The sequence below is a fragment of the Nostoc sp. UHCC 0302 genome (assembly GCF_038096175.1).
GTDB lineage: Bacteria > Cyanobacteriota > Cyanobacteriia > Cyanobacteriales > Nostocaceae > UHCC-0302.
The window spans coordinates 6316501-6339261 of record NZ_CP151099.1; the positions used below are offsets into that span (position 1 = coordinate 6316501).

The window sequence follows — 22761 nt, forward strand, 5'->3', positions numbered from 1 at the left end:
TGTCGCAAATTACATTCTACCTAGTTAGTGTCACTAACTACAGTTACAGTTGATCCCAAGGCATTTTTTAAGATAAAAATACTTGATACATATCATTAGATTTAAAAATACTTAAAAAAGCTCAACTCATATCTTGCGCCAGGCGACTGAAGTCGCGGCTACACAGGCAAAACCCGCGAAGGCGGGTTCCAAACCCTTGGCGTAAGTCCGCGTTCGCGTAGCGTTCCGCAGGAAAGGCGGACTTTGTTTGTATAGCCATGAATTCCATTCGTTGGGGTTAGATGCTCTCTGTTAAAGTTTCAGACTTGCCGCAGTATCTTGTAATCTGAAAAAGAACAGACATCTCAAGCTGTGCTTAACGTTTTATCCCCAGTCCTTAGTCTTCAGCCCCCAATCCCACAACCTCTATGGCACCTTTACCCGACTACCGCCCCAAACAACTATCTGTAGGCCCGTTGGAAGCGGAAATATTGAATATTGTCTGGGAACTTGGTTCCGCTACAGTCAAAGATATACACGATCGCATCCTCGCTGACCCCAACCGGGAATTAGCTTATACTTCCGTGACTACAGTTCTGCGTCGTCTCACAGATAAAGGTTGGTTGGCGTGTAACAAAAAAGGTCGGGCATTCTACTGGCGACCAATGCTGACCAAACAACAATCAGATGTAATTAAAGCACACGAACAGTTGCAGCGTTTTCTCGCAGTGGGCAATCCTGATGTTGTTGCTGCCTTCGCAGATAGTCTAGATGAAGCAGCCAGCGAACAAATAGAAGCGATCGCCAAACGTATTCAATCTGCACGCCAAGCCAGGGAGGAACAATGATGCATCTGATAATGATTTTGAATGCTTTGGCAGTTGCCTGGTGGTTAAGATCCGCTTGGAATCAACCCCAAGGCGATTGGAATCTGCGATGGCAGCGATCGCTATTTTTATTTCTGTTCCCCCCTTTGCTAATTTTCATGACAGTGATTGCTGTGCTGTTCATGGGGCCTCAAGGAAAAATGGGCGGGATGTATACAGGTTCAGTCAGCTATTTTTTGGCTTTAATTTTCCTGGGATTTTTTGCCATTTTATGCATTAAGCTTGCCATTCAAGGATTGCAGTCTGTGGAATCTGCCCGTAGCTGTCCCGTGGTTAGCCTTGGGGATAAACAAGCCCGGCTACTCGACACAAAAGCACTGTTTGCAGGTCAAATCGGTTTTTGGCAACCCGAATTAGTAATTAGTCAGGGAATACTGCAAGTTCTTTCCCCGGCTCATTTAGAAAGTGTCTTAGCACATGAGCAAGGACATTACCATTACCGAGATACATTCTGGTTTTTCTGGCTTGGGTGGGTACGTTCTTGCACCGTTTGGTTGCCAAATACAGAACCATTGTGGCAAGAACTATTAGTTTTGCGCGAATTACGTGCCGACGGTTATGCTGCATTACAAGTAGACCCTCTACTGCTAGCAGAATCATTATTATTAGTGGTCAGTACTAGCCCTATATCATCAGAAATCTGCTGTGCTGCATTAGGTTCCTCTGGGGTAGGCGAGCGCTTAGAACAAAGAGTAGAAGCTTTATTAGCACCACCAGAACCAACTCCAGAAGCTCAATCGCAATCTTGGCATGGCTTTCTGTTGGCGTTATTGCCTCTAGTAGCTGTGATATTTCATAGTTAATTTGAATTTAGGCAACTCCAAAAAATAAAAACAACCGCTTGAAGTTGCTGACTGATGACTATGAACAGTGAGATATTTTTTATCTGGAAGTCTTGTTAAAAAGCTATTACGGGACAAAACTGCGACGGTAGCAACTTCTGCCTTCGCTGTAGCAGCTTCTGCCTTCACGTTTCCGTGTTTCGCGCAGCCTGTAGCAGCTTCCGCCTTCACGTTTCCGTGTTCTGCGCAGCCTGTAGCAGCTTCCGTCTTCACGTTTCCGTGTTCCGCGCAGCCTGTAGCAACTTGCGTCATAACTGTAGCAATATCGGTTATATCTGTAGCGATGTCGGTTGCGACGATAACGATGAAAACTTTTTCCTCCCTACACCCATGTTTTTAAAAGTGGGTAAACTCTTCGCTTAGGGATTTCCAAATATATAGCGCTTCTCAGTTGAGCGCAATACAGACCTAACCCCCAGCCCCTTCCCTACAAGGGAAGGGGAGTAAAATTCAAAGCCTCTCTCCTTTTAGGAGAGAGGTTTGGAGAGAGGTCAAAGTCTATTTCTTCCATTCGAGAACCGCTATAGAAATCCTAAGCCATTCATGAAAAAAAAATCTATTGCCTATTTCCTGTTGCCTGCGTCCAGGAATAATTTCGCAACTTAAATAGGATTGCCTATATCACTCTTCTTCTAGCAACTGTTCTATATATTTTTGCACCAAAGGCACTTGAAAAGCATTGCCTTCTGTAGTCAAAATCTCTTTTCGCGTTAGTTTGCGGATAATGCCTTTGTCTTGCTGCGTGGGAGTTTCCTCGTGGATTACCCGGCGCAGGAGAGAGCGTAGGCGTAGCCCGTCGTAGACATCGCTCTCTGTTAAACTCTTCCATAATTCCCGAAAATACTGATCGCCTCGCTCAAGCACAACAGGTATAACTTCTTTAACATCCTGTGCAGTAGCTTTTGCTGTATCTGCTTCTCGCTTATTTCTTCTGATATCGCGGTTTAGCAACTCCACCACCTCATAACACACCAACTGAACGAGATAAGGTTGACAGTGAGTAAGTTGGATAATTTCGTCTACAGCAGTTGGTTCATAGATATCGCAGAAATTCTCTACTGGCTGTTGAATCAAATCGCGGGCTTCTGACTCTTGCAGGTAAGTCATTCGCAAAGCACGGGTGTTAATTAGATAGTCACTCCAGTAATCATCAAGTTCAGATAACTCCTGTGAACCACTAAAAAGTAAAATCCACTTGCGTTGGTGTTGCAGCAGGTTACGAATAAAATTGAGTGGCGCACGGCTACTTGTTGCTGCCACTACCTCACTCAGGCGTTCATATTCATCCAAACAGAGCAGAAATTGCTTATCAGAGTTGCTGCGTTCTATTTCTGTTAACCAAGTTTGCAGCGCTGGAAATGGATCTTCTGCTAGTTTATTGGCATCTGGATTAGGCAAGTATACTCTGCGGGGTAATCGCCGTGCAGCTTCGATAATTTGTTGAGCTAAATTTTCAGCCAATCCTTTTAACGTTGTGGCTGATGCTGCACCCTGTAAATCTACCAGCAAAGGTACAATATTTGCTTGTATTCTGTAAGGTAGATATTTCAGTGCTGAGGTTTTTCCTGTCCTGCGCCCACCATAGAGTAACAACACTGGCGGTTGCTCAGAAAGTGTCAAAGATTCGATTTCCTCAAATATGTCCTTTCGCCCTTTGAAACGATTCTTTGCTGTTTCCGGGTCTAGCGAGTTACCAGCAATATAAACTTGTCGAATTTCTTTTGATTGCTGTGCCTGTTCCTCTAAAGTTCGCTGCGCCGTCTCTAGTATAGTCAGCCAGCTTTGTGCAGTGTTGCCAAAAGAAACAGCAACGCGAGCATCTTTAGTCAAAGCTAGACTTTGCCCCAGTTGGCGTAATGCATTGATGGGAATATTGAGTAACTCATATTGACGATAAAGTGAAGTTGCTTCTTGTGATGCGGTTACATTCTGGCTAATTTCCAAAAATTGAGGCAGTACAATGCCAAGTTCCTTTGGTGCTGGTGAGGGAATCCACGCTAGTTGGTTGGCAATCTCCACAATATCGCTCAACCTCTGACAACGATTGAGAATATCTACAGCAATACCAAAAATTGCCTGTGCTGCTACTTTTTGCTGATTGGTGGATGTAATTAGATAATTAATAGTCTCACGGGCAGCGATTGGGTTGTTTCGATAAGCCTCTACAATCATCTGAGCCATAAAAGGCAATGGCAAAATAATCAATTCATCAAAACGGGGGTGGCAAGTATCTTAAACAATTTACCCGCTTTCCATTGGGAAACAACAAGAACAAGGTGAGTATCCATAGTAATTCCGGCAACCAGAAGTAAACCCGCAGCACACCGAAAATATACGTCACGCCGAACGCCACCCCCAACGCCACCCCCAACGCCACCCCCAACGCCACCCCCAACACCACGCCTAACGCCACCGCCACGCCGAACGCCACGTCTCTCAACGCCACGCCGAACGCCACGCCGAACGCCACGCCCGACGCCACGCCCGAGCCGAACGCCACACCCAACGCCACGCCCAACGCCACACCCAACGCCACGCTCAACGCCACGCCGAACGCCACACCGAACGCCACGCCCAACGCCACGCCCAACGCCACGCCCAACGCCACGCTCAACTCCACGCCTGATAAATATCCAGTTGTAAGAAATGATAAAAATCTAGCTGTAAGAAAAATGCTAAGGGCACCAACAAGGAAAATAACTAGTCTATTTTTATTACCGCTACGGTCAAGAACCCTTCCTATAAACCAGCCCACCAATATCAACCAGCCCCCCCAACTGTGGAACCACCAGTTAAATGACTCACCACTAACCAGAGTGTAAACTGATGCCACTAGTAATACAGCAAACATTGGGACTACGGTAGTTAGCCACCAAACTTGCCCAGCATAGCGACGCAGACGAGGGTTAGTACGGAACTCAGTCCGTTTATCAAAGGGGTTATCTGTCGGCTTCAGTTCTGGATGGATATCCCGCAGCCAACGTTCAAAGGTAAAAGGTTTGAAGTAACTCCAATACAAAAGGCGCACACATTCAGCCACATAATTCCAAAAGCCTGATGCTGGCGACGTGTTACTCATTGCTACTTTATCCCCAGCTTGTCACGCACAAAATCCCAAACTTCGTTCCAGTGCAGCACACCCACCAAAACCAAAACGAGCAAAAGCAGAATTACCATCCCGATAATCCAGTTGCTCACATCATCAACAGCCCCACCAATGAACTTGGCTATTCTACCCAGGCGTAGTGGTAAATCCCAAACTAAACAATGCAGCCATAATTGCCACCACTTTCCCTGTGCTTTGGATTTAGGATGTGCAACCTGTTGTTCAAACTGCTGTTTCGCCCACTTTTTATCCTTGCCTTGTTGACGTGCTTCCCACAAATAGTAGCCAGCCAATTGCAACTTGTAAGGATGACGATCGCCCCATTGCTGGGCATGATTCTGTTCGTCTACACTCAAAGCAGCACCATTAGTAGAGCGACTTGGCAAACGCGACAGTTCAATAGCCTCATCTGTAGTTAGTTCTTTCAAAGAAATAGTATGACCAATATTGAAAAAACTAGAGACAAACCGATGCTCGTTAGCATAAACATCCAGTTGTTTACGCGAAGCCACCACTAGCATCAAGGCATTGCTATCCATCAGCGATCGCAAATTGTCATAAAATCCATTATCAAATTTATCGGGATATTTCAAAAGGCTTTCAAAATCATCCAAACAGAGGACGGGTAGCTTTCCTTGCTGTTTCCATTGCTTAACCGCATCTGAAAATGCTTGACGATTTAGTGGTTTAGTCTTCCAAGGATTTTGCAGACTGCGTTGTTGCCATCCCTGAACGTGACTCAGTAAACCTTCGGCTACAGCCTCATAGAAACCCGTTTCACTTTGGCAATCTACACCCCGTAACGGTAGATAAATTACCACATAATTACTGCTGTTGTGTAATACTCGCTGCTGCCAAGTCAGAACAAAATAATGCAGCAACGAAGATTTACCAATGTGCTTCTCACCGACTATATTGATACTTGTAGGCTGATCGCCCATCATCCGAGATGCGATCGCGTGTAATTCATCTTTACGACCGACAAACAGCCTGGGATCTTCAATCATCCCCGCAGCCACAAAAGGATTGGCAGGCAATGCTCCAGAGGTCATCTAAAGGGTTTATCCTAATTTCAGCGATTTAGGTGCAATCACCTAAAAGAATAGCATTATACCCACAATGCCTTTGTGATCTAGTTCTTAGGTATGTGCTTTTGCTATGTCATGCAAAAAGCGCAAAGATTGATAACACAAGATTTAACACCCAATCATTGCATCAATCTACAACCAAAACCTGGAATTGGAGTGTGTAGCACTTTTGAGTAAAGATTTTAATTCCAACCATGAAATTAAAAATTGTCAAGCAAACCCCAACTTTATTGAAACTGCACCTCAAGCCACAAGCGATATTCTACTGGCTGTTTGGAGGAATATTCGTAGCGGGTGGCGTTTTCTTGATGACCAAACTAGGAAAGACAACTACTTTTATTTGCAGTCGACTTGAACCCACTCAAGAAAGTTGCCAGTTAATCACAAAAAGTATTTTAAAATCTCAAGTTAAAAGCTGGACACTCAAAGAAGTACTAGGAGCAAAACTAGACACTAATACCACCAATGCTTCGAGTAGTTATCCCTTGGTAATTCTGACAAGTGATGCTTCAGTTCCCATTGATTTAGTAAATGCAGACAGCACTCAGAAGGAATCTAAGGCTGCACAAATTAATGCCTTTATTAAAAACTCACGAGAACCAAAATTAACTATTAATGAAGATACTCGTCTTTGGACTTATCCTCTAGGTTTATTCTTAATTGCAAGTGGTGCTGTTTGCATTATTTATCTACTGATGAATAACACAATTATTTGTATTTTAGATAAAACCCTTGACAAAGCGACTATCGAACGTAAAGGTTGGCTTGGGAAAGAAGTTATTCAAGCTAAACTTTCAGAAATTTCAGGTTTGAATATTGATGCAGTCGCAATGGACGCAGTAACAGTCACAAGTTCAACTAGTTATAATATTGTCTTCAACTTGGTATCTGACAAAAATATCTATTTGGCTGCTGGCCCAATGTTTACTGCCAAGAGTGCAGAACAAACCGTTGAAGCGATCGCCAGTTTTCTAAATTTAAAAATTACAGATTAATCTTCATTTTAACTAAAAAGCAATTTCATCAGCGCAATTCTCAAATACTCATACAGTTCCTGCATATTGTAAATCTGCGCCGATATCCGCACTAACAGCTGGGTTCTTCTTCAAGCTGGAATGTATCACAACAGCCCTTCGGGTTCGCCAGTTGCTCACCATGAGTGACTACACAATCTTCATTGAAATGTCAGCACTGTTTTAGGACAAGCACCAAAAGACCCATGATTTACAAACGTCACAGACGTACATATTGACTATAGGTCACGAAAAACTGAAGTCTGAAGTTTCAAATTTTTTTCTTCATCCCTCGTCATTATCATCTATCTAACTCCCCAGACTGGATTCGAACCAGTGACCAATCGATTAACAGTCGATCGCTCTACCACTGAGCTACTGAGGACCACTCACGATTTATAATCTTAAGGCTAATAAATAGATTTGGCAAGTACTTTCGCCAAAAATTTTTCTTAGATGCTTACATTATAAAATTTTTGCAGCCAAAACCCACTCTGTGACTGAAGCGGAGAGTTTTGGATACTAATGTCTACTGTAATCCCATGCGTAATTCTGCCAACCGCTGCCGTGCCTTAGCATCAATAGCATTGGCTAAAAACCTACTTTTAGATTGTTTGCGAGTATGATACTTTTGCCGCATTCGACAAACTGTAGCTTCTACTTCGCCACAGAGTTGTTGTGCTGATAACCATTCAGCTCCATACCCCTGTACCATCAACTGCTGTGCGCGATCTGACGTGGCGACAATCACACGAGAAATTAGAGATAACGCTAGTTCCTGGCGAAAAGACGCACAGGTTCTTTCAATATAGGTATCTGCCGTCTGCCCAAAATCGGTGTAATAAACTGATAAAAGCTCAGTAATAGTCTCTTTATTGCTAGAAGTGTTCTGATATTGGGCATCAAAAATTATTTGAGTTGCATAACCTTGAAACGCGCTGTATCCGGTCATTGCCTCAACAAGTTCTCCACGTGCTGCTTCTAGCCCAGCGCTATCACGGGTTTTTTTAAGGCAAGGCCAAGCACCTATTATATTGTAGCCGTCCACTAATAAAACGGCTGGGAGTGGGGAACGGGGCATGGTTTTGAATCACAATTTTCTAGAGTTAACAAAATTCATTCATAAGTTTTATAGTAATTGATGCATTGTCTGTAACACTATGTTACATAGCACAAAAAAATGCTGCTGATTGACAAAACTAACCTTAAGACAGACGCAGCAATTAAAAACGCGCCTTGATTTCAAAGGCGCGTTGCAATAAAGTAATGGGTTGTCGAGGTTGGGATTTGGAGGTAAGCGCTGAGCCAGAATTTCCACTCAGGACTCGGAACTCAACACTGTGAATTACTCAACTCAGGACTCAAGAAGAAGCTTCGTTGTTTACCTCCATCAAACGTTGCTTGAGGCGTTGGGCTTCACCCCAATCTATCAAAGAGCCTCTCTCCAGCAAGAAAGCACCATCGCAGTAATTTAACTCGTCTAATCGATGCGTCACCCACAGGGCTGTAATGCCGCGACTTTTGACGAGGCGGCGGACACCTGCTACTAAATCTAGCTGGCTATCTGGATCTAACAAGGCAGTGGGTTCATCTAATAGTAAAACTTCACAACGACGGGCGATCGCACCCGCGATCGCTACTCGCTGTTTTTGTCCTCCAGAGAGCGCATAAATCGGGCGTCGTTGTAGAGCAAGCAAATTTACTGCTCCTAGCGCCTCCTCAACTCTTGCTCTTATAGCAGCAGGTGGTAATTTTTCTTCCACCAATCCAAAAGCCACATCAGCACCAACTGTTGGCATAACCAGTTGATGATCAGGATTTTGAAAAACAAAGCCAACAGGATGCAAAATCCGAATCTCACCAGACTCAGGGGCTAATAGCCCCGCCAGCAGCCTAAGTAACGTTGATTTGCCACTGCCATTTGTACCTAAGAGCATCCAAAATTCACCCTTGGGTACTTCGAGAGAGCAAGATTTGATTGCTGTGTCGCCATTAGGCCAATTAAAATTTAAATTCTTGACCTCGATGCCCACTTGCGCCATTGGTATACCTTAGCTACTCAGCGGCTAACGCAAAAAACCCAGGTGGTCTACCACCAGCAGTGGTTACACCATCTTTCTGAACAATCTGTACCCCAGAAATCTCGCTAGCACGAACAGCAATTTTTTTCTCTGTCTTGCCTTCGCATATTAGTTCCACTATATCAGGATTGCCAGAACGTATTGCTGCCAGAATTAGCTGATAGACCGCCTCAGCATCTTCAGCTGACTTACGTTGTACTGATATGGGGAAAGCAGTGTTTCTGATGCTTAAGTCGATGGTAAACATTTAGCTAGTATTAATTAAATTTGACTGTAGCACCCATTTTAGCGTCAGCTGGATGATTCCAGCCCAAGATTGGGGGATTGAGGAATATGAGGGGGACGAGAAAGAATTATTATTCTTCTTTTGCTGCCCCTGCTCTTGCTTTAACGTGATCGCATCTGTATCAAAAGTTAAATTTTCTAACAAATCCCCTAGAAAAATTAGCGATTTGCACTTAATATGATTAAAGGTTCGTAAAAAATTGTAAACTGAATAGACAATCAGTTCACTTTCTGCTTATAGAGCGCTGTAAAATAGTCATCTATAATACAGATACAACCTGTACTTATAACATTTGGAGTTTTGCTCTCATGACCATCGCAGTAGGACGCGCCCCCAGTAGAGGGTGGTTTGACGTACTAGACGACTGGTTGAAGCGCGATCGCTTCGTATTCGTAGGTTGGTCAGGGATATTATTATTTCCCTGCGCTTACCTAGCATTAGGCGGTTGGCTGACCGGGACAACATTTGTCACATCGTGGTACACCCACGGATTAGCCTCATCTTACCTAGAAGGCTGTAACTTCCTGACAGTGGCAGTATCAACACCAGCAGACAGCATGGGACACTCCTTGCTGCTGTTGTGGGGGCCAGAAGCCCAAGGTGACCTGACACGCTGGTTCCAACTAGGTGGATTGTGGCCATTCGTAGCCCTGCACGGAGCCTTTGCTTTGATTGGCTTCATGTTACGGCAATTTGAAATCGCACGGCTAGTAGGAATTCGTCCCTACAACGCGCTAGCATTCTCAGCCCCAATTGCGGTATTCGTCAGCGTCTTCTTGATGTACCCCTTGGGACAATCGTCTTGGTTCTTTGCACCCAGCTTTGGAGTAGCAGCAATCTTCCGATTCTTGCTGTTCCTGCAAGGGTTCCACAACTGGACACTCAACCCATTCCACATGATGGGAGTAGCAGGGGTACTAGGTGGAGCGCTATTGTGCGCGATTCATGGTGCGACAGTTGAAAACACCCTATTTGAAGACGGTGAAGGTGCAAACACCTTCCGGGCATTCAACCCCACCCAATCAGAAGAAACCTACTCAATGGTGACAGCAAACCGATTCTGGTCACAGATATTCGGGATTGCTTTCTCCAACAAGCGCTGGTTGCACTTCTTCATGTTGTTTGTGCCAGTCACAGGCTTGTGGATGAGTGCTGTGGGTATCGTTGGTCTGGCACTCAACCTGCGGGCTTACGACTTCGTTTCTCAAGAATTGCGGGCGGCAGAAGACCCGGAATTTGAAACTTTCTATACCAAAAACATTTTGTTGAACGAGGGTATCCGCGCTTGGATGGCTCCTCAAGATCAGCCTCACGAACAATTTGTATTCCCTGAAGAAGTTCTGCCTCGTGGTAACGCTCTCTAAAGATAAGGAGAGGCAAGTTAGGACTGACTATGATCCTAATTAAGGGTTGTAGTTAGCGATGATTGGCAAATCCACATTAAAAAAGTTCTTCGGTATACGTCCGAAAATCATCAATATTACTCATTCTTCAGTTATCCTCCGCCTTTTGGCGGGGGTTTTTCTATTTATGGCTTGGATCTCTAAATTTATGTGTTATATTGAGTGAAGGTTATAAACCTAGAGCTAAACGCTCTCCCTTTTTGATACTAAGGCCGCTTAGGCAATAAGGAGGTGATGCCCATGATAGAAAGTAGTATACCCATGGGTCATCAGGTTGCAGTTAGCCGGCTGTGTGCCGGGGCTGTTCTCTAAAAGTTAGCCTTAGTCACCTTGAGAGACTAAGTTAGCTCAAGTAGCTAGGCTAAAGCTCGGAGTTCCTTCCGGCAGTCTGGTTGCAACCTGAAGACCCGCTAGACCGCTCTGACTTAGATCACCTGATCTAAATCAGGGCGGATAGTTTTTTATAGGTAACTTACAATGGTTACTCTAAAAAAAGTTTAGATTTCAACTGGGTTAAAGTTTTACTGAAAAATAAAAATACTTAGTCTAAATATAGGCGGTTGAAAGAATGTGAACGCTTGTACTTGTCTGTATACCTAAATTGTAGCTAGTACGTACAAAAATACATAATCTTAATTAAGAGGCGCAAATTTAATCTAAGTTTGTAGGTTTAAATCTAAAGCCTCATTTTAAAAACTTACTACAATCTATTACTCCATACTTTTTATTGCCAAGGTGAAAGAGGTTTAGCCGAATTTATTGCCAAGGTGAAAGAGGTTTAGCCGAATAAGTACTATAAAACTTTTGTGAAGTGAACGTTCATAACAAAAGATAAAATTTTCGGTTTCTCTACACTCAACTTTTGAGCTATAAGCCCATGTGATGAATCACATAACAGGGGCATGGAAATCCTACTTTATTTACTCATTACTTTTAAATTAGCATTCAGCAAAGCCACCTTGCTTTAACTTTGGAAACCAAAGCAACGGAAAGACTCCTCGGCACTGTTTTTAAATTCAGATATAACAAAGCTAGAGATAAGGTTTTTTAATATGGCACAACTACTTACTGAAGCAGAAATTCAAGAACAAGCAGGCGGTCTCTCAGGGTGGACAGTTGAACAGAGCAAGTTAAAGACCAGCCGGACATTTAAAGATTTTATTCAAGCAGTTGAATTTGTCAATAAGTTAGTGGAACCTTCTGAGTCAGCAGGACATCATCCAGATATAGAGATTTCTTACAACAAGGTGAAAATTACACTGACAACACATGACGCAGGTGGATTGACGCAGAAGGACTTTGATGTTGCAAGAGAGATTTCTCAAATAAACTAAGTAATTTCTCTCAAGAAACTCCTGAGTGTCTGGACTTTCGGCAATTTTGTGAACTGGTAATCACTAAATGTCCTAATCCCCATTTACCTTTTTATGTGAATTAAGTGTGACACTTTGGAAGGCGATCGCTCCTATCTTGCGATGTAAATTTGATGTTTTATAATGTTATGCTATGAGGAGATGTTTTTGCATAAGTTAATCACATCAATTTTTAACAATAAGTTAATCAGTTATTAGCTTTGCGAAAACTAAAATTGTATTAGTAGCAACTATGCCTCATCCACAGGTTTCAACGAGATGTCGCATTTTTGAGTTTGAGAATTAGGTGCAAAAGAGATTAGTATTTATACAAGGTGTGAGGAGAAAAGGAAATATGTCTAATCTATTGTGGAAATCCCTAGTGGTTAGCCCAGCAGTTTTAGGAGCAGCTCTGTTAGTTTCAGGAACAGCAATTGCAGCTCCAACTACTACCGCTGAAGTATTACCAGCCGAAAAAGCAAGCGTAAATACATTTGTCCAACAGCCAGAAATTTTGGCTCAAACGGCTAATGATACCAAAGTTTTAGACCAAGTTAACCGCTACAGCAACGAAGGCAACCAAAATAACAGCCAGTCTCAAGTCACATCGGTATCTCAGTTTTCTGATGTACAACCAACCGACTGGGCATTCCAAGCATTACAGTCCTTGGTTGAGCGTTATGGTTGTATTGCAGGTTATCCAAATGGTACTTATCGCGGTAACCGTGCTTTAACTCGTTATGAGTTTGCTGCTGGTTTAAACGCTTGTTTGGATCGAGTTAACGAATTAATTGCCACAGCAACAGCTGACTTGGTTACCAAACAAGATTTAGCTACTTTACAGCGCTTGCAAGAAGAATTTTCCGCAGAACTCGCAACCCTACGCGGTCGTGTAGATTCTTTAGAAGCACGTACTGCTGAATTAGAAGCAAATCAGTTCTCCACTACCACCAAATTGGTTGGTGAAGCTATTTTTGCTGTTAGTGATGCCTTTGGCGATAGAACAGGTGAAACTAACAATACCGTCTTCCAAGACAGAGTACGTTTAGGCTTGCAAACCAGCTTCACTGGTAGAGACCTTTTGACCACCCGTTTGGCGGCTGGTAATGCACAAGCCTTCACAATACAAGGTGATACTGGCGCTATCGCCAGTGCTGAAGGGCTGCAAACCTTCCAAGTCGGTAGTACAGGTGATAACAGTGTTGAGGTAGACAGATTGACCTATGAAGTTCCCATAGGGCCAGCTCAACTTTACCTCGCGGCAGTTGGAGGAAGACACAGCCAGTATGCTTCTGTCAACAATCCTTACTTCTTTGACAACACCGACGGCGGTAATGGCGCTTTATCCACCTTTTCTTCGGAAAATCCCATCTATCGGATTGGTGGCGGCGCAGGTGCAGCTTTAAACCTGCCTTTGGGTAGAGGTGGCGGTATCTTAGGAAATAGTTCTATTACTGTGGGTTACTTGGCATCGGAAGCAAATAGTCCTGCTGAAGGTCAAGGACTTGCCAACGGTGACTATGCTGCTCTAGGTCAATTGAACTTTAGTTTAGGTGATCGCATAGCTGTAGCAGCTACCTATGTCCACGGTTACAAGGGAGGAGGTAGTGCTTTATTCGATTCAGGTTTGGATACCAATAGCACTGTGGGTGGCATTATCGTACCTACTGGTGTAGTAGGTACTGCACAAGCCAATACCCTAGGTACAGCATCTTCAACTAATTCTTACGGTCTATCAGCTGCATTCAGACCCAGCGATAAACTGTCAGTTAGCGGCTTCGTATCTTACCACGACATTACAAGTACTGGTGCAGGTAATGATTTTGAAGCTTGGTCTTACGGTGCTGGGGTTGCCCTAGCTGATTTTGGAAAACAAGGTAACGTGTTAGGCGTTTTTGCGGGAGCGCAACCTTATGCACTTAACCGACCAGGTTTTGGTGGCGGAGACGTGCCATACCAAGTTGAAGGCTTCTACAAGTATCGTGTTTCGGATAATGTCTCAATTACTCCTGGTGTGATCTGGTTGACCTCTCCTGGTCAGAACAGTGATAACGATGATGCAATTATCGGTACGCTGAGAACAACCTTTAACTTCTAGAGTGCTAAAAAACTGTTTCCAGTTTTAAACTTTATTGTTCCCCGCCATCAGGCGGGGTTTTTTGTTTTTGCCAGAGGGAACAAACAAACCCCAGCGGATAACCGGAGTATACTAGAAATAGTTAGCAGTTATGAGTTTAAACTGTATAACTCCTAACTCCTCATTCTTAACTGATTTCTGCTGTGGAACTATCGTGTAAATGTGAATACGCAATTCTTGCTTTATTAGAAATGGCTGCTCATTATGAAAGCGGCGAACCACTACAAATTCGACAAATTGCAGCACAACAAAACATACCTGACCGCTATCTAGAACAGCTATTAGCAACTTTAAGGCGTGGGGGTATAGTTAAAAGTCAACGCGGATCAAAAGGCGGCTATTTTTTGACACGAGAACCCCGAAAAATCACGCTTTTTGAGATTTTAGGGTGTTTGGAAGGTTTAGATGTAGAAACTTGTAAGGAAAACATTAATCCCAAAACAGTAGACAGTTCTGTTGTAGAAGAAATTTGGCAAGAAGCATCCCAGGCTGCTAACAAAGTGTTGCAAAAATACACACTTCAGGATCTTTGTGAAAAACGAGATTCTCGACGTCGCTTAGATATTATGTACTACATTTAGTCAAGCTCAAAAACCTAAAGAAATTAGTTTTGACTATTGACTCTTGACTGTTGACTAATAACTGAGGATTAATTATGAAAATTGCTCGTAACATTACAGAACTTATCGGAAGTACGCCTCTGGTGCAGTTAAACCGTATTCCGGAAGCAGAAGGGTGTGTTGCCCAGATTCTGGTGAAACTGGAAAGCATGAACCCATCCGCATCAGTTAAAGACCGGATTGGCATAAGTATGATTAATACTGCGGAGGAGGAAGGGCTAATAGCTCCGCACAAGACAATATTGGTAGAACCCACCTCTGGAAATACGGGAATCGCTCTGGCGATGGCGGCAGCAGCCAAAGGTTATCGGTTAATCTTAACAATGCCGGAGACAATGAGTGGGGAGCGACGGGCAATGTTGCGGGCTTATGGCGCTGAACTGGAATTAACACCAGGGGCGGAAGGCATGAGTGGGGCAATTCGGCGAGCGCAGGAGATAGTTGACAGCACGCCAGACGCTTATATGTTGCAACAGTTCCGTAATCCTGCGAATGCGAAAGTGCATAGAGAGACTACAGCCGAAGAAATTTGGCAGGATACCGATGGACAGGTAGATATAGTTGTAGCAGGAGTCGGCACAGGTGGTACGATCACTGGTGTAGCAGAAGTTATTAAAGCTCGTAAGCCAAGCTTTAAGGCGATCGCAGTTGAACCAGCCAATAGCCCAGTTTTATCTGGGGGACGACCAGGGCCACATAAAATCCAAGGAATTGGCGCTGGATTTATTCCCCAAGTGCTACAGATAAAATTGATTGATGAAGTAATCACTGTAACCGATGAAGAGGCGATCGCTTATGGTCGGCGGTTGGCAAAAGAAGAAGGGCTACTATCTGGTATTTCCAGCGGAGCAGCTTTATGTGCTGCAATTCGTGTAGGCCAACGTCCAGAAAACAAAGACCGCTTAATTGTAATGATTCAGCCCAGTTTTGGAGAAAGATATTTGAGTACGCCGCTGTTCCAAGACCTAGAGGCAAGGGTAGCAGCTGGCGTCAGCTAAACGATAAATTAGACGAATGGTCGATTCTAATCACTACGAAACTCTTAAAGTTAGCCGTCATGCTAGCCAAGCGGAGATTAAGCAGGCTTATCGCCGCTTGGTTAAATTATTTCATCCTGACAGCAATCAGGAAACAGCGGATAACGAGCGGATTATCCGCATCAATGCTGCGTACGAGGTCTTAGGTGATACACAAAATCGCCATAATTATGACCAAAAATTGCGAGATAACTCTCAAAAACTAAATAGCGATCGCCAACAGACAGCATCGGCTCAAAAGCGCTACAAGGCAACAAGACCAACAGGACGGGATGCTGACGAGCAAGTCGAGGAATGGCTGCGGCAAGTTTATCAACCAGTTAATCGCTTGCTTTGTAACATTCTCTATTCCTTAGAGGAACAAATGGAAGAATTAGCAGCCGATCCCTTTGATGACGAGCTGTTAGAAGAATTTCAGGAATACTTAGAAACTTGTCGGGAGGAGTTTAAGCAGGCACAAATTACTTTTCGCTCTCTGCCAAATCCTCCTAGTTTAGCAAGAACAGCAGCTCACCTCTACTACAGCCTTGATCAAGTAGGAGATGGACTAGAAGAGCTAGCTTATTTCCCCTTGAACTACGATGAGCGTTATTTACATACGGGTCAAGAACTATTCCGCATAGCTAGAAGATTACACTGCGAGGCACAAGTATCTGTGAATAGTCATTAGTAATTTGGTTATTCACAAAGGACAAATGATAAAGAGAGAAGTCTGAGCTAAGCTTCCTTAGCTCAGAACTTCGGAGACAAATGACAAAGAAATTAGTTTATCCTAGAAGCAGTCAAAGATTAAGAAATTTTAAATTCTGCTCATAGTGTACTCATGCAATGTATTGTTAATCGCCGCGCTCAGTTTTCGGCAAGTCATCTCTATTGGTTGCCAGAATTGAGTGAAGCCGAGAATATTGATAAATTTGGTGCTTGCTCTAAATTTCCCGGACATGGGCATAACTATGTCTTATTCATTTCCCTAGCTGGAGAATTGGATAAGTATGGGATGGTGCTGAACTTGTCCGATGTGAAACACGTAATCAAACGGGAAGTTACCAGCCAATTAGACTTTTCCTATCTCAACGATGTCTGGGCAGAATTTCAACAAACTCTGCCCACTACTGAGAATATTACACGGGTTATTTGGCAGCGGTTATCACCTCACTTGCCGTTAGTCCGTGTGCAGTTATTTGAACATCCTGAACTTTGGGCAGATTATACAGGAAACGGAATGGAAGCTTATCTTACTGTCAGTACACATTTTAGTGCCGCTCATCGGCTGGCTCACCCTGACCTCAGTAACGAAGAAAACACGCTTGTTTATGGTAAGTGCGCTCGTCCCCACGGACATGGACACAACTACCATTTAGAAGTCACCGTCAAAGGGGAAATTGATGCCCGTACTGGCATGATTGTTGATTTAGGTGCTTTGAATCAGGTGATAGAAGATTATGTCGTCGAGCCATTTGATCACACCTTTTTAAACAAAGATATTCCTTACTTTGTTCAAGTTGTGCCTACTGCTGAGAATATCGCACTTTATATCAGTAATTTACTGCGATCGCCTATCCAAGAATTAGGAGCCAAGCTTCACAAAGTTAAACTCATTGAAAGCCCGAATAATTCCTGCGAAATCTACTGTACAGAGTCAGAATCAAACTCAGTCAATACTTCAGGAAGTGAGCCTATTTTGGCAAAAGTTTAATTGAAGAGAGTAGAGACGCGATTAATCGCGTCTCTACAGGAGTTAGAAATTTTTTTCTAGTTTCCTAGTCCCCAATCTAAAATTAAAAAAATTTACTTACTAAGCAGTTAAATCCAGGTAGCAAAGGACTTGTCAATTCATCTTGACTAAATAAAGTAACTGCAAGCTTTAAAATAGCGCATCTGAGAAAATAATTCCTGAAGCAATCGCCACCTTACCGAGACCAGTTTCATCTGACCAAATCTTAAGAACTGTACCAATGTTAATGCAGGCTAACTGATGATCCCAATGAGGTGCTCTGGTTACAAATAATTCTCCATCAATAATCTCACAGCGATTTCTGCGTTCACGAAGTGTATCGGAACGAGAATCACCTGCAAATAGTTCTAAATCATCAGTTGTCTAACGTACTGGAGTTGTTTGCATAGAAACCTCCTAGCGTTTTCCTAAATCATATTTTAAAAATACCGACGATGTGCAGAACGTCGCAAATAACGATAAATTAGCCAAGCTAAAACTCCAAAAATGAGATTTAGTGAAAAACGGCTGAGTGTAAACGATAAAACATCAGGATAAAAAATTTGTGACAGTCTCAAAGGGCTAAGAATTCTGGCTAAAAGAAACAGCCCAAAAATAGCATTTCCACCCAGCACGAGGGCAAAAAACACTAAGCCCCTCTGCAAATATCGATGTTGGCGTGTATAGCCTGAGACTAAGAGAATAGGGGATTTGCCTTGCACTTTTCGCAATAACTGCTCAAGTCGCCAAAACATCCACAACAAGAATGGAAATAAACCATAACTGAGAAAACGCAGTGGTGGCAGGTAACGCCAAGCACTAGATAAAATATTAACTAGGGCATGACAGATTACAGAATTTAGCCAAGCCCTAAAAATAAATTTCCTGTCTCGATGTAACCGAATAGAAGAAGAAATATATATTCCCAGGGCATAACCCCAGGGTGCAGAAAACATTGCATGGACTGGCGTGCCGATAGTGCGGTCAATAATTGATGCTGTACCGTGAAACAGATAAATCCAATTCTCTTGGGCAGTAAATCCAAGGGCTACAGCTATGGTAAAGAGGAAAACGGTAGAGGGAAGTAATTGATACTTGCGTTGCAGATAGCAGGTTGGTACGATAACTGCTGCCAACTTGCAACTTTCTTCAATTGGCCCTACTTCCAAAAGCTGCCGCAAAGCCATACTAGGGAGCGAGTACTTAGTATTTTGCCAGCCTAAAAAAGAGTTAGCTACATTTTCAAAAGCCAATTCTAGGCTAAGGGCAACGAAACCGGATATTGCCCCAACGATAAACAAAAATAGCAACGCTAACAGAGGTGGGGCAGTAGGAACCCGATAATAGTAGTAGGTTAACACCAATAGCGGGGGTATTACTGCCCACAGCAGTATAGAAAAATCAGCCACTCACCTGAGCAATAACAGTGCGGTGACGGGGACTGTTGCTGGTGATAGTGGGAGTTTGGAAACCTGCCTCAACAATAGCTTGCTTAATGTCCAAGCTGAAATATTCATCAAAATATGGTTCAGTACTTTTGAGTAGTGTCAAAATGTAGGCTGGCATTTTTTTGTATATTTCAGATTGGGGATTCATGTCCATGATTGCTAAATTGCCACCCGGACGTAGTAGACGCCGCATTTCAGCAAAAATCTGTCTTGTTGCTGACTGAGGTAATTCGTGGCACATCAGAAAAATGGAAACTAAATCAAATGAGGCATTTGGTAGTCCAGTCGATTCCGCTTGGGCATGAACCCAGTTAATTTTAGCTTGACGTTGTTGGGCGCGGTAGTTAGCAACGGCTAAGAAATAAGGAGATAAGTCTAAGCCTGTGATTTTAGCTTCGGGATAAATTTCTTGCAAGGCAAAGGTACTCAAACCAACGCTACACCCTACATCTAAGATATCTTGCGGCTCGTTGCCGATTTGGCTTTTCAGGATGTTGTGGTAGCTTTGGCGCAGCATTGGATCGCCTTGCACCTCAGCACCCTGCCAAATCTTAGCGTGGACAGCACGAGCGGCAGATTCTACCTCAAAAGCAGCTTGCCAGTTAAGATTTCCAGTTTCGTAGGCATGGAATGAGGTGAGATAGTAATCAGGGTAGGAAAGCTGAAGATTTTGTACTTGAGCTAAATCAGCTTTCCAATCACGCGCTTGTAGTGTCTCGACTGCTTGTGTCCAAGGCACACCAATTTTTTCGGCGCGTTTAATCATCATTTGTCTAGCTTGATGCTTGGCTATGTTAGCTAAAGGCTTGATTGCCAATAAGCCATTTACCAAACGGACAGCTAAGTCAGGGGCAGTTTTTACAGCAGCGGTCATAAATCAGTTTGCATTTAATAGCCTTTTCTACTTATGACATACTTGCTGGAGGCTAGTCTACAAGGAAATTAAATTGGGTATAGGGCATGGGCATAGGACATGAAGCATCATTTATTTTGCCTACTTCTCAGTTCTGAATCCCAATCTCTAGTACCCAGTACTCAATCCCTTTAAAAGCAGCATCTATCTAAACAGAGATGGCAAAAATTTGAGTGTCATTTAAAAGAAGACTACAACTAACTTCTCTATAGTCCAGTATGATCAGAGTAAAAAGAAGAGCAAGCGGCTTTCTAAGAGATTTTCAGGAATTTGCCCTTAAAGGCAATGTAGTTGACTTGGCGATCGCTGTGATCATTGGTACTGCTTTTGGCAGGATTATCACCTCCTTTGTTGAGGATGTGATCATGCCATTGATTAACCCTCTCGTTGGGTTGACTGGTAAAGACTGGAAAACAATCACCGTTGGCCCAGGAATTGCTATTGGCCACTTTCTCGGCTCAATAGTTGACTTTTTAATCATTGCCTTGATTTTATTTATGGCAATTCGAGCCTTACAAAGATTCAAAAGACAAGAAGCCACCGATGACTCCCCATCAGATCCTAGCCTTGTAGTCCAGGAAAGGCTAATTGGTGCATTGGATAACCTGACAAATACCTTGGAATCTCGAAATAATCAAGTTTTGTAAAAGGGAGTAGGGAGTGAGGGAGCATACTTCTCTATGAGAGGCTGCGCCCTAAGCGCAGCTATGCCGCAGGCTTTACGACTCCTTTCGGCTTCTCTACGAGACCAAGGCGTTAGCGAAGCTTTCGCTTTAGCGATACGCTCAAGGCAAGCCGCTCAGTAACCGGAGGAGCAGGGAGAAAATAACTTACTCTTGACTCAGCACGGGCTAAACGCCCCGCTTCCGCTAACAGTACTCCTAATGTCCTACTTTCCAGTTTTTGGTTTAAGAGCTAACAACATTTCCAATTCACTGCTGGATTTATCGGGGCTAGTAGCAGTCAGACCAAGACCACGAATGGAACTTAGAATGGCGTTGGCTTCAGGTGGAATGGGTTGACTAACTCCGGCAAAGCGATTTACTAGGGACACAGTTTTGTCCATATCCAGATAGAAGTAGCCTCCGTTGGGCTTTTGCAAAGAGGCAGTAACAGCTTTGAAGTTGTCGCTATTGTCAAGAGATGGAGTCTTGCGATCTGCGATCGCGTCACCAATGGGGCCACCAACAGCTACAAATAAGGTATCTTGATCCAGCCAACCATGTGCCAATAAAGCTCCTTGTTGGGGAATTTGCCATTCAGTTACGTCTTTACCGCCGATATTTCTGTTGGCGATATTAATTTGTTGGGCTTTGGCGAGGGTATCCAATTTTGTGAAGGTGGCTTCCGCAGTTTTGCGATCGCTGGTGTCAAATACTAAAGCTCCGCCAACACCAACACTCGCTAACACGCCTTGATTAGATGGAATCGCCGCAAAACCAAATTCACCATTCATCCACCCAAAAACTTCTTTATCTAAGTCAATATTGACTGATTTGAGCTGTCCGCGTACCTGTTCAAGTGCTTGCTTAAAATCCGGATAATCTTTTGACTGTTCTACTATTGTTTGCCAGCCGCGGTTAATATCATTACCGCTCACTAGAGCCAATGTATCGAGCGGAAACTGCCCTACTATTTTTCCAGGACTTGTTTGATATTGGAATTTGTTCAGTTGCGGATCTAAATTGGCGATCGCTTTTAGGCGCACTCCTGCATCATCAACACCAATACCCGCCACCATCGATTTCACCTGTTTTAGTTGCGCCAAGGTTTGCGGGGGTAACTGCGTCGCCTGCGGATTAGCGGCTACTAGTTGCTGTACCAATTCTCCATAATTAGGTACATAAATCTGAGCTAAGGCGTTTTTGATATTTACACTTTTAGCAAGAATGCTACTTGCGCCTTCTTTACTCGCAAAAGAGGGCTGCCCTTTATACGTATCAATAGTTTTTTCTACAGCTTGCTTTTCGGGAGAGAATACCACATGAGTATTATTTAAAACTACACTATATGTCGGTTTACCTTTTTCTGTAGTTTCTATGATTTTTTGACCTTTGTAGTCAGATTCCTGAGTTTTGACTCCTTTTTGTTCTTTCAATTTTTTAGCAAAATCCAAGGCAGCAAGTTTATCTTTAATTCCCACGATCATTAAGATGTTGGGTTCTTGCTGTATAGAAGATGTACCTGAAGGCAGTTTCTGCTGCGCTGGTTTGGTTTGATTTGGTGGCAGTACAGCAATCATTACACCACCAACCCAAGGTTTAAGGTCTTTCTCATAAGAAATGTTACTTTCTTTGAACAAATCCTTATTAAAATCCTCTAAGCCTTTTGCTACTAACTTTTGTGCTTCTGGAGTGCCAAACTGCTGTAACTTTGCCCAAGCTTGCGGATCAGTGGTAATATAAGTTGCAATCAAAGCTGTGGAAGGCACTAACTTAGCACTTCCCAAAGCGCCTGAGCTATCCCCTGACGGGCCTTTCAAATACATATAAGCCGCTACACTTCCTGCGACAACTACAGCAGCACCTACAGCAGGAATTAAAAGCTTAGATTTACGTTCGGGCATTTGTTGTTATCCTCTTTTTCTTAAATTCTCACCGACATTTATACAAGCGTCATTGTAGAGTTTTCGGATTTATTAATAATTTCTACTAATTGATCGGTATTTACTGATAAAATTAGTAATCCTACAAACTAGCGGTGTGTAATTACTTTAAAAAATACTTCAACGGGATGAGGAGCGAATCCGCAAATGAGTGTTGTTCATCTCAAAAAAATAGCCCACTTAGCAGCAGCAAGCTATCCTAAGTTATATCAATAAATATTTAGGAGTATTTGTACTTAATAAAATTCTA

The 22761-nt window shown here is 43.2% G+C and carries 21 protein-coding genes, 1 tRNA gene and 1 pseudogene; 11 read left to right on the top strand and 12 right to left on the bottom strand.

What is annotated here, in order from left to right:
* The first annotated feature begins 407 nt into the window (after window positions 1–407).
* Window positions 408–827 (top strand): BlaI/MecI/CopY family transcriptional regulator, encoded by a 420-nt coding sequence (locus tag WKK05_RS27270; RefSeq protein ID WP_341526158.1) that lies wholly within the window; start codon window positions 408–410, stop codon window positions 825–827.
* Window positions 827–1669, top strand: a complete 843-nt coding sequence (locus WKK05_RS27275) for a M56 family metallopeptidase (protein ID WP_341531211.1) — start codon at window positions 827–829, stop codon at window positions 1667–1669. Before WKK05_RS27270 ends, WKK05_RS27275 begins: the two co-directional genes overlap by 1 nt.
* Here the strand turns inward: WKK05_RS27275 and WKK05_RS27280 are convergent.
* The 4 genes from WKK05_RS27280 to WKK05_RS27295 form a co-directional block, all read right to left on the bottom strand.
* Entirely contained in the window at window positions 1643–1960 is a 318-nt protein-coding gene (locus WKK05_RS27280) for a hypothetical protein (RefSeq protein WP_341526159.1), read from the bottom strand. The two genes, WKK05_RS27275 and WKK05_RS27280, sit on opposite strands and share 27 nt — an antisense overlap.
* A gap of 369 nt (window positions 1961–2329) precedes the next feature.
* Complete coding sequence (locus WKK05_RS27285; RefSeq protein ID WP_341526160.1) at window positions 2330–3904, bottom strand: ATP-binding protein; 1575 nt, start codon at window positions 3902–3904, stop codon at window positions 2330–2332.
* A gap of 13 nt (window positions 3905–3917) precedes the next feature.
* Window positions 3918–4787 (bottom strand): hypothetical protein, encoded by an 870-nt coding sequence (locus WKK05_RS27290; RefSeq protein ID WP_341526161.1) that lies wholly within the window; start codon window positions 4785–4787, stop codon window positions 3918–3920.
* Window positions 4788–4789: 2 nt separating this feature from the next.
* Window positions 4790–5866, bottom strand: a complete 1077-nt coding sequence (locus tag WKK05_RS27295) for an AAA-like domain-containing protein (RefSeq protein WP_341526162.1) — start codon at window positions 5864–5866, stop codon at window positions 4790–4792.
* A gap of 230 nt (window positions 5867–6096) precedes the next feature.
* On the opposite strand from WKK05_RS27295, the gene WKK05_RS27300 reads away from it, so the two are divergent.
* Window positions 6097–6897 carry a hypothetical protein gene (locus WKK05_RS27300; protein WP_341526163.1) on the top strand — a complete coding sequence of 267 codons (801 nt, stop codon included), beginning with the start codon at window positions 6097–6099 and terminating at the stop codon, window positions 6895–6897.
* Window positions 6898–7228: 331 nt separating this feature from the next.
* On the opposite strand, the gene WKK05_RS27305 is transcribed toward WKK05_RS27300, so the two are convergent.
* The 4 genes from WKK05_RS27305 to WKK05_RS27320 all read right to left on the bottom strand — a co-directional run bounded on the left by WKK05_RS27305 (window position 7229) and on the right by WKK05_RS27320 (window position 9243).
* Window positions 7229–7300, bottom strand: a tRNA-Asn gene (locus WKK05_RS27305).
* A gap of 144 nt (window positions 7301–7444) precedes the next feature.
* The gene (locus WKK05_RS27310; RefSeq protein WP_341526164.1) at window positions 7445–7996 is read right to left on the bottom strand and encodes an NYN domain-containing protein; all 552 of its coding nucleotides are present in this window, start codon (window positions 7994–7996) and stop codon (window positions 7445–7447) included.
* A gap of 280 nt (window positions 7997–8276) precedes the next feature.
* Window positions 8277–8957, bottom strand: coding sequence for an ABC transporter ATP-binding protein (locus WKK05_RS27315; RefSeq protein ID WP_341526165.1), 681 nt, complete (start codon window positions 8955–8957; stop codon window positions 8277–8279).
* A gap of 13 nt (window positions 8958–8970) precedes the next feature.
* Window positions 8971–9243, bottom strand: coding sequence for a hypothetical protein (locus WKK05_RS27320; protein ID WP_341526166.1), 273 nt, complete (start codon window positions 9241–9243; stop codon window positions 8971–8973).
* Window positions 9244–9590: 347 nt separating this feature from the next.
* Here WKK05_RS27320 and psbD point away from each other — a divergent pair, with 347 nt between their 5' ends.
* From psbD to WKK05_RS27355, 7 genes are all read left to right on the top strand, one after another.
* Window positions 9591–10646 (top strand): photosystem II D2 protein (photosystem q(a) protein), encoded by a 1056-nt coding sequence (gene psbD / locus WKK05_RS27325; RefSeq protein WP_341526167.1) that lies wholly within the window; start codon window positions 9591–9593, stop codon window positions 10644–10646.
* A gap of 1091 nt (window positions 10647–11737) precedes the next feature.
* Window positions 11738–12019: a 4a-hydroxytetrahydrobiopterin dehydratase gene (locus WKK05_RS27330; RefSeq protein ID WP_341526168.1), complete on the top strand. Its 282-nt coding sequence runs from the start codon at window positions 11738–11740 to the stop codon at window positions 12017–12019.
* Between the two features lie 373 nt (window positions 12020–12392).
* Complete coding sequence (locus WKK05_RS27335; protein ID WP_341526169.1) at window positions 12393–14135, top strand: iron uptake porin; 1743 nt, start codon at window positions 12393–12395, stop codon at window positions 14133–14135.
* A 182-nt stretch (window positions 14136–14317) separates the two neighbouring features.
* Window positions 14318–14755, top strand: a complete 438-nt coding sequence (locus WKK05_RS27340; protein WP_341526170.1) for an Rrf2 family transcriptional regulator — start codon at window positions 14318–14320, stop codon at window positions 14753–14755.
* A 74-nt stretch (window positions 14756–14829) separates the two neighbouring features.
* Window positions 14830–15792 (top strand): cysteine synthase A, encoded by a 963-nt coding sequence (cysK, locus tag WKK05_RS27345; RefSeq protein ID WP_341526171.1) that lies wholly within the window; start codon window positions 14830–14832, stop codon window positions 15790–15792.
* Between the two features lie 16 nt (window positions 15793–15808).
* Window positions 15809–16501 carry a DnaJ domain-containing protein gene (locus WKK05_RS27350; RefSeq protein WP_341526172.1) on the top strand — a complete coding sequence of 231 codons (693 nt, stop codon included), beginning with the start codon at window positions 15809–15811 and terminating at the stop codon, window positions 16499–16501.
* A 153-nt stretch (window positions 16502–16654) separates the two neighbouring features.
* Window positions 16655–17527, top strand: coding sequence for a 6-carboxytetrahydropterin synthase (locus WKK05_RS27355; protein ID WP_341526173.1), 873 nt, complete (start codon window positions 16655–16657; stop codon window positions 17525–17527).
* An 82-nt stretch (window positions 17528–17609) separates the two neighbouring features.
* On the opposite strand, the pseudogene WKK05_RS27360 reads toward WKK05_RS27355, so the two are convergent.
* From WKK05_RS27360 to WKK05_RS27370, 3 genes and pseudogenes are all read right to left on the bottom strand, one after another.
* Window positions 17610–17953 (bottom strand): annotated as a pseudogene (locus tag WKK05_RS27360) (hypothetical protein).
* A 32-nt stretch (window positions 17954–17985) separates the two neighbouring features.
* On the bottom strand, window positions 17986–18954 hold the full coding sequence (locus tag WKK05_RS27365; protein WP_341526174.1) for a PrsW family glutamic-type intramembrane protease: 969 nt from the start codon (window positions 18952–18954) through the stop codon (window positions 17986–17988).
* Window positions 18947–19867, bottom strand: a complete 921-nt coding sequence (locus WKK05_RS27370) for a class I SAM-dependent methyltransferase (protein WP_341526175.1) — start codon at window positions 19865–19867, stop codon at window positions 18947–18949. Before WKK05_RS27370 ends, WKK05_RS27365 begins: the two co-directional genes overlap by 8 nt.
* Window positions 19868–20124: 257 nt before the next feature.
* Here WKK05_RS27370 and mscL point away from each other — a divergent pair, with 257 nt between their 5' ends.
* The gene (mscL, locus tag WKK05_RS27375) at window positions 20125–20553 is read left to right on the top strand and encodes a large conductance mechanosensitive channel protein MscL (RefSeq protein WP_341526176.1); all 429 of its coding nucleotides are present in this window, start codon (window positions 20125–20127) and stop codon (window positions 20551–20553) included.
* A 242-nt stretch (window positions 20554–20795) separates the two neighbouring features.
* On the opposite strand, the gene WKK05_RS27380 is transcribed toward mscL, so the two are convergent.
* Window positions 20796–22472 carry a DUF3352 domain-containing protein gene (locus tag WKK05_RS27380; protein WP_341526177.1) on the bottom strand — a complete coding sequence of 559 codons (1677 nt, stop codon included), beginning with the start codon at window positions 22470–22472 and terminating at the stop codon, window positions 20796–20798.
* Window positions 22473–22761 lie beyond the last annotated feature (289 nt).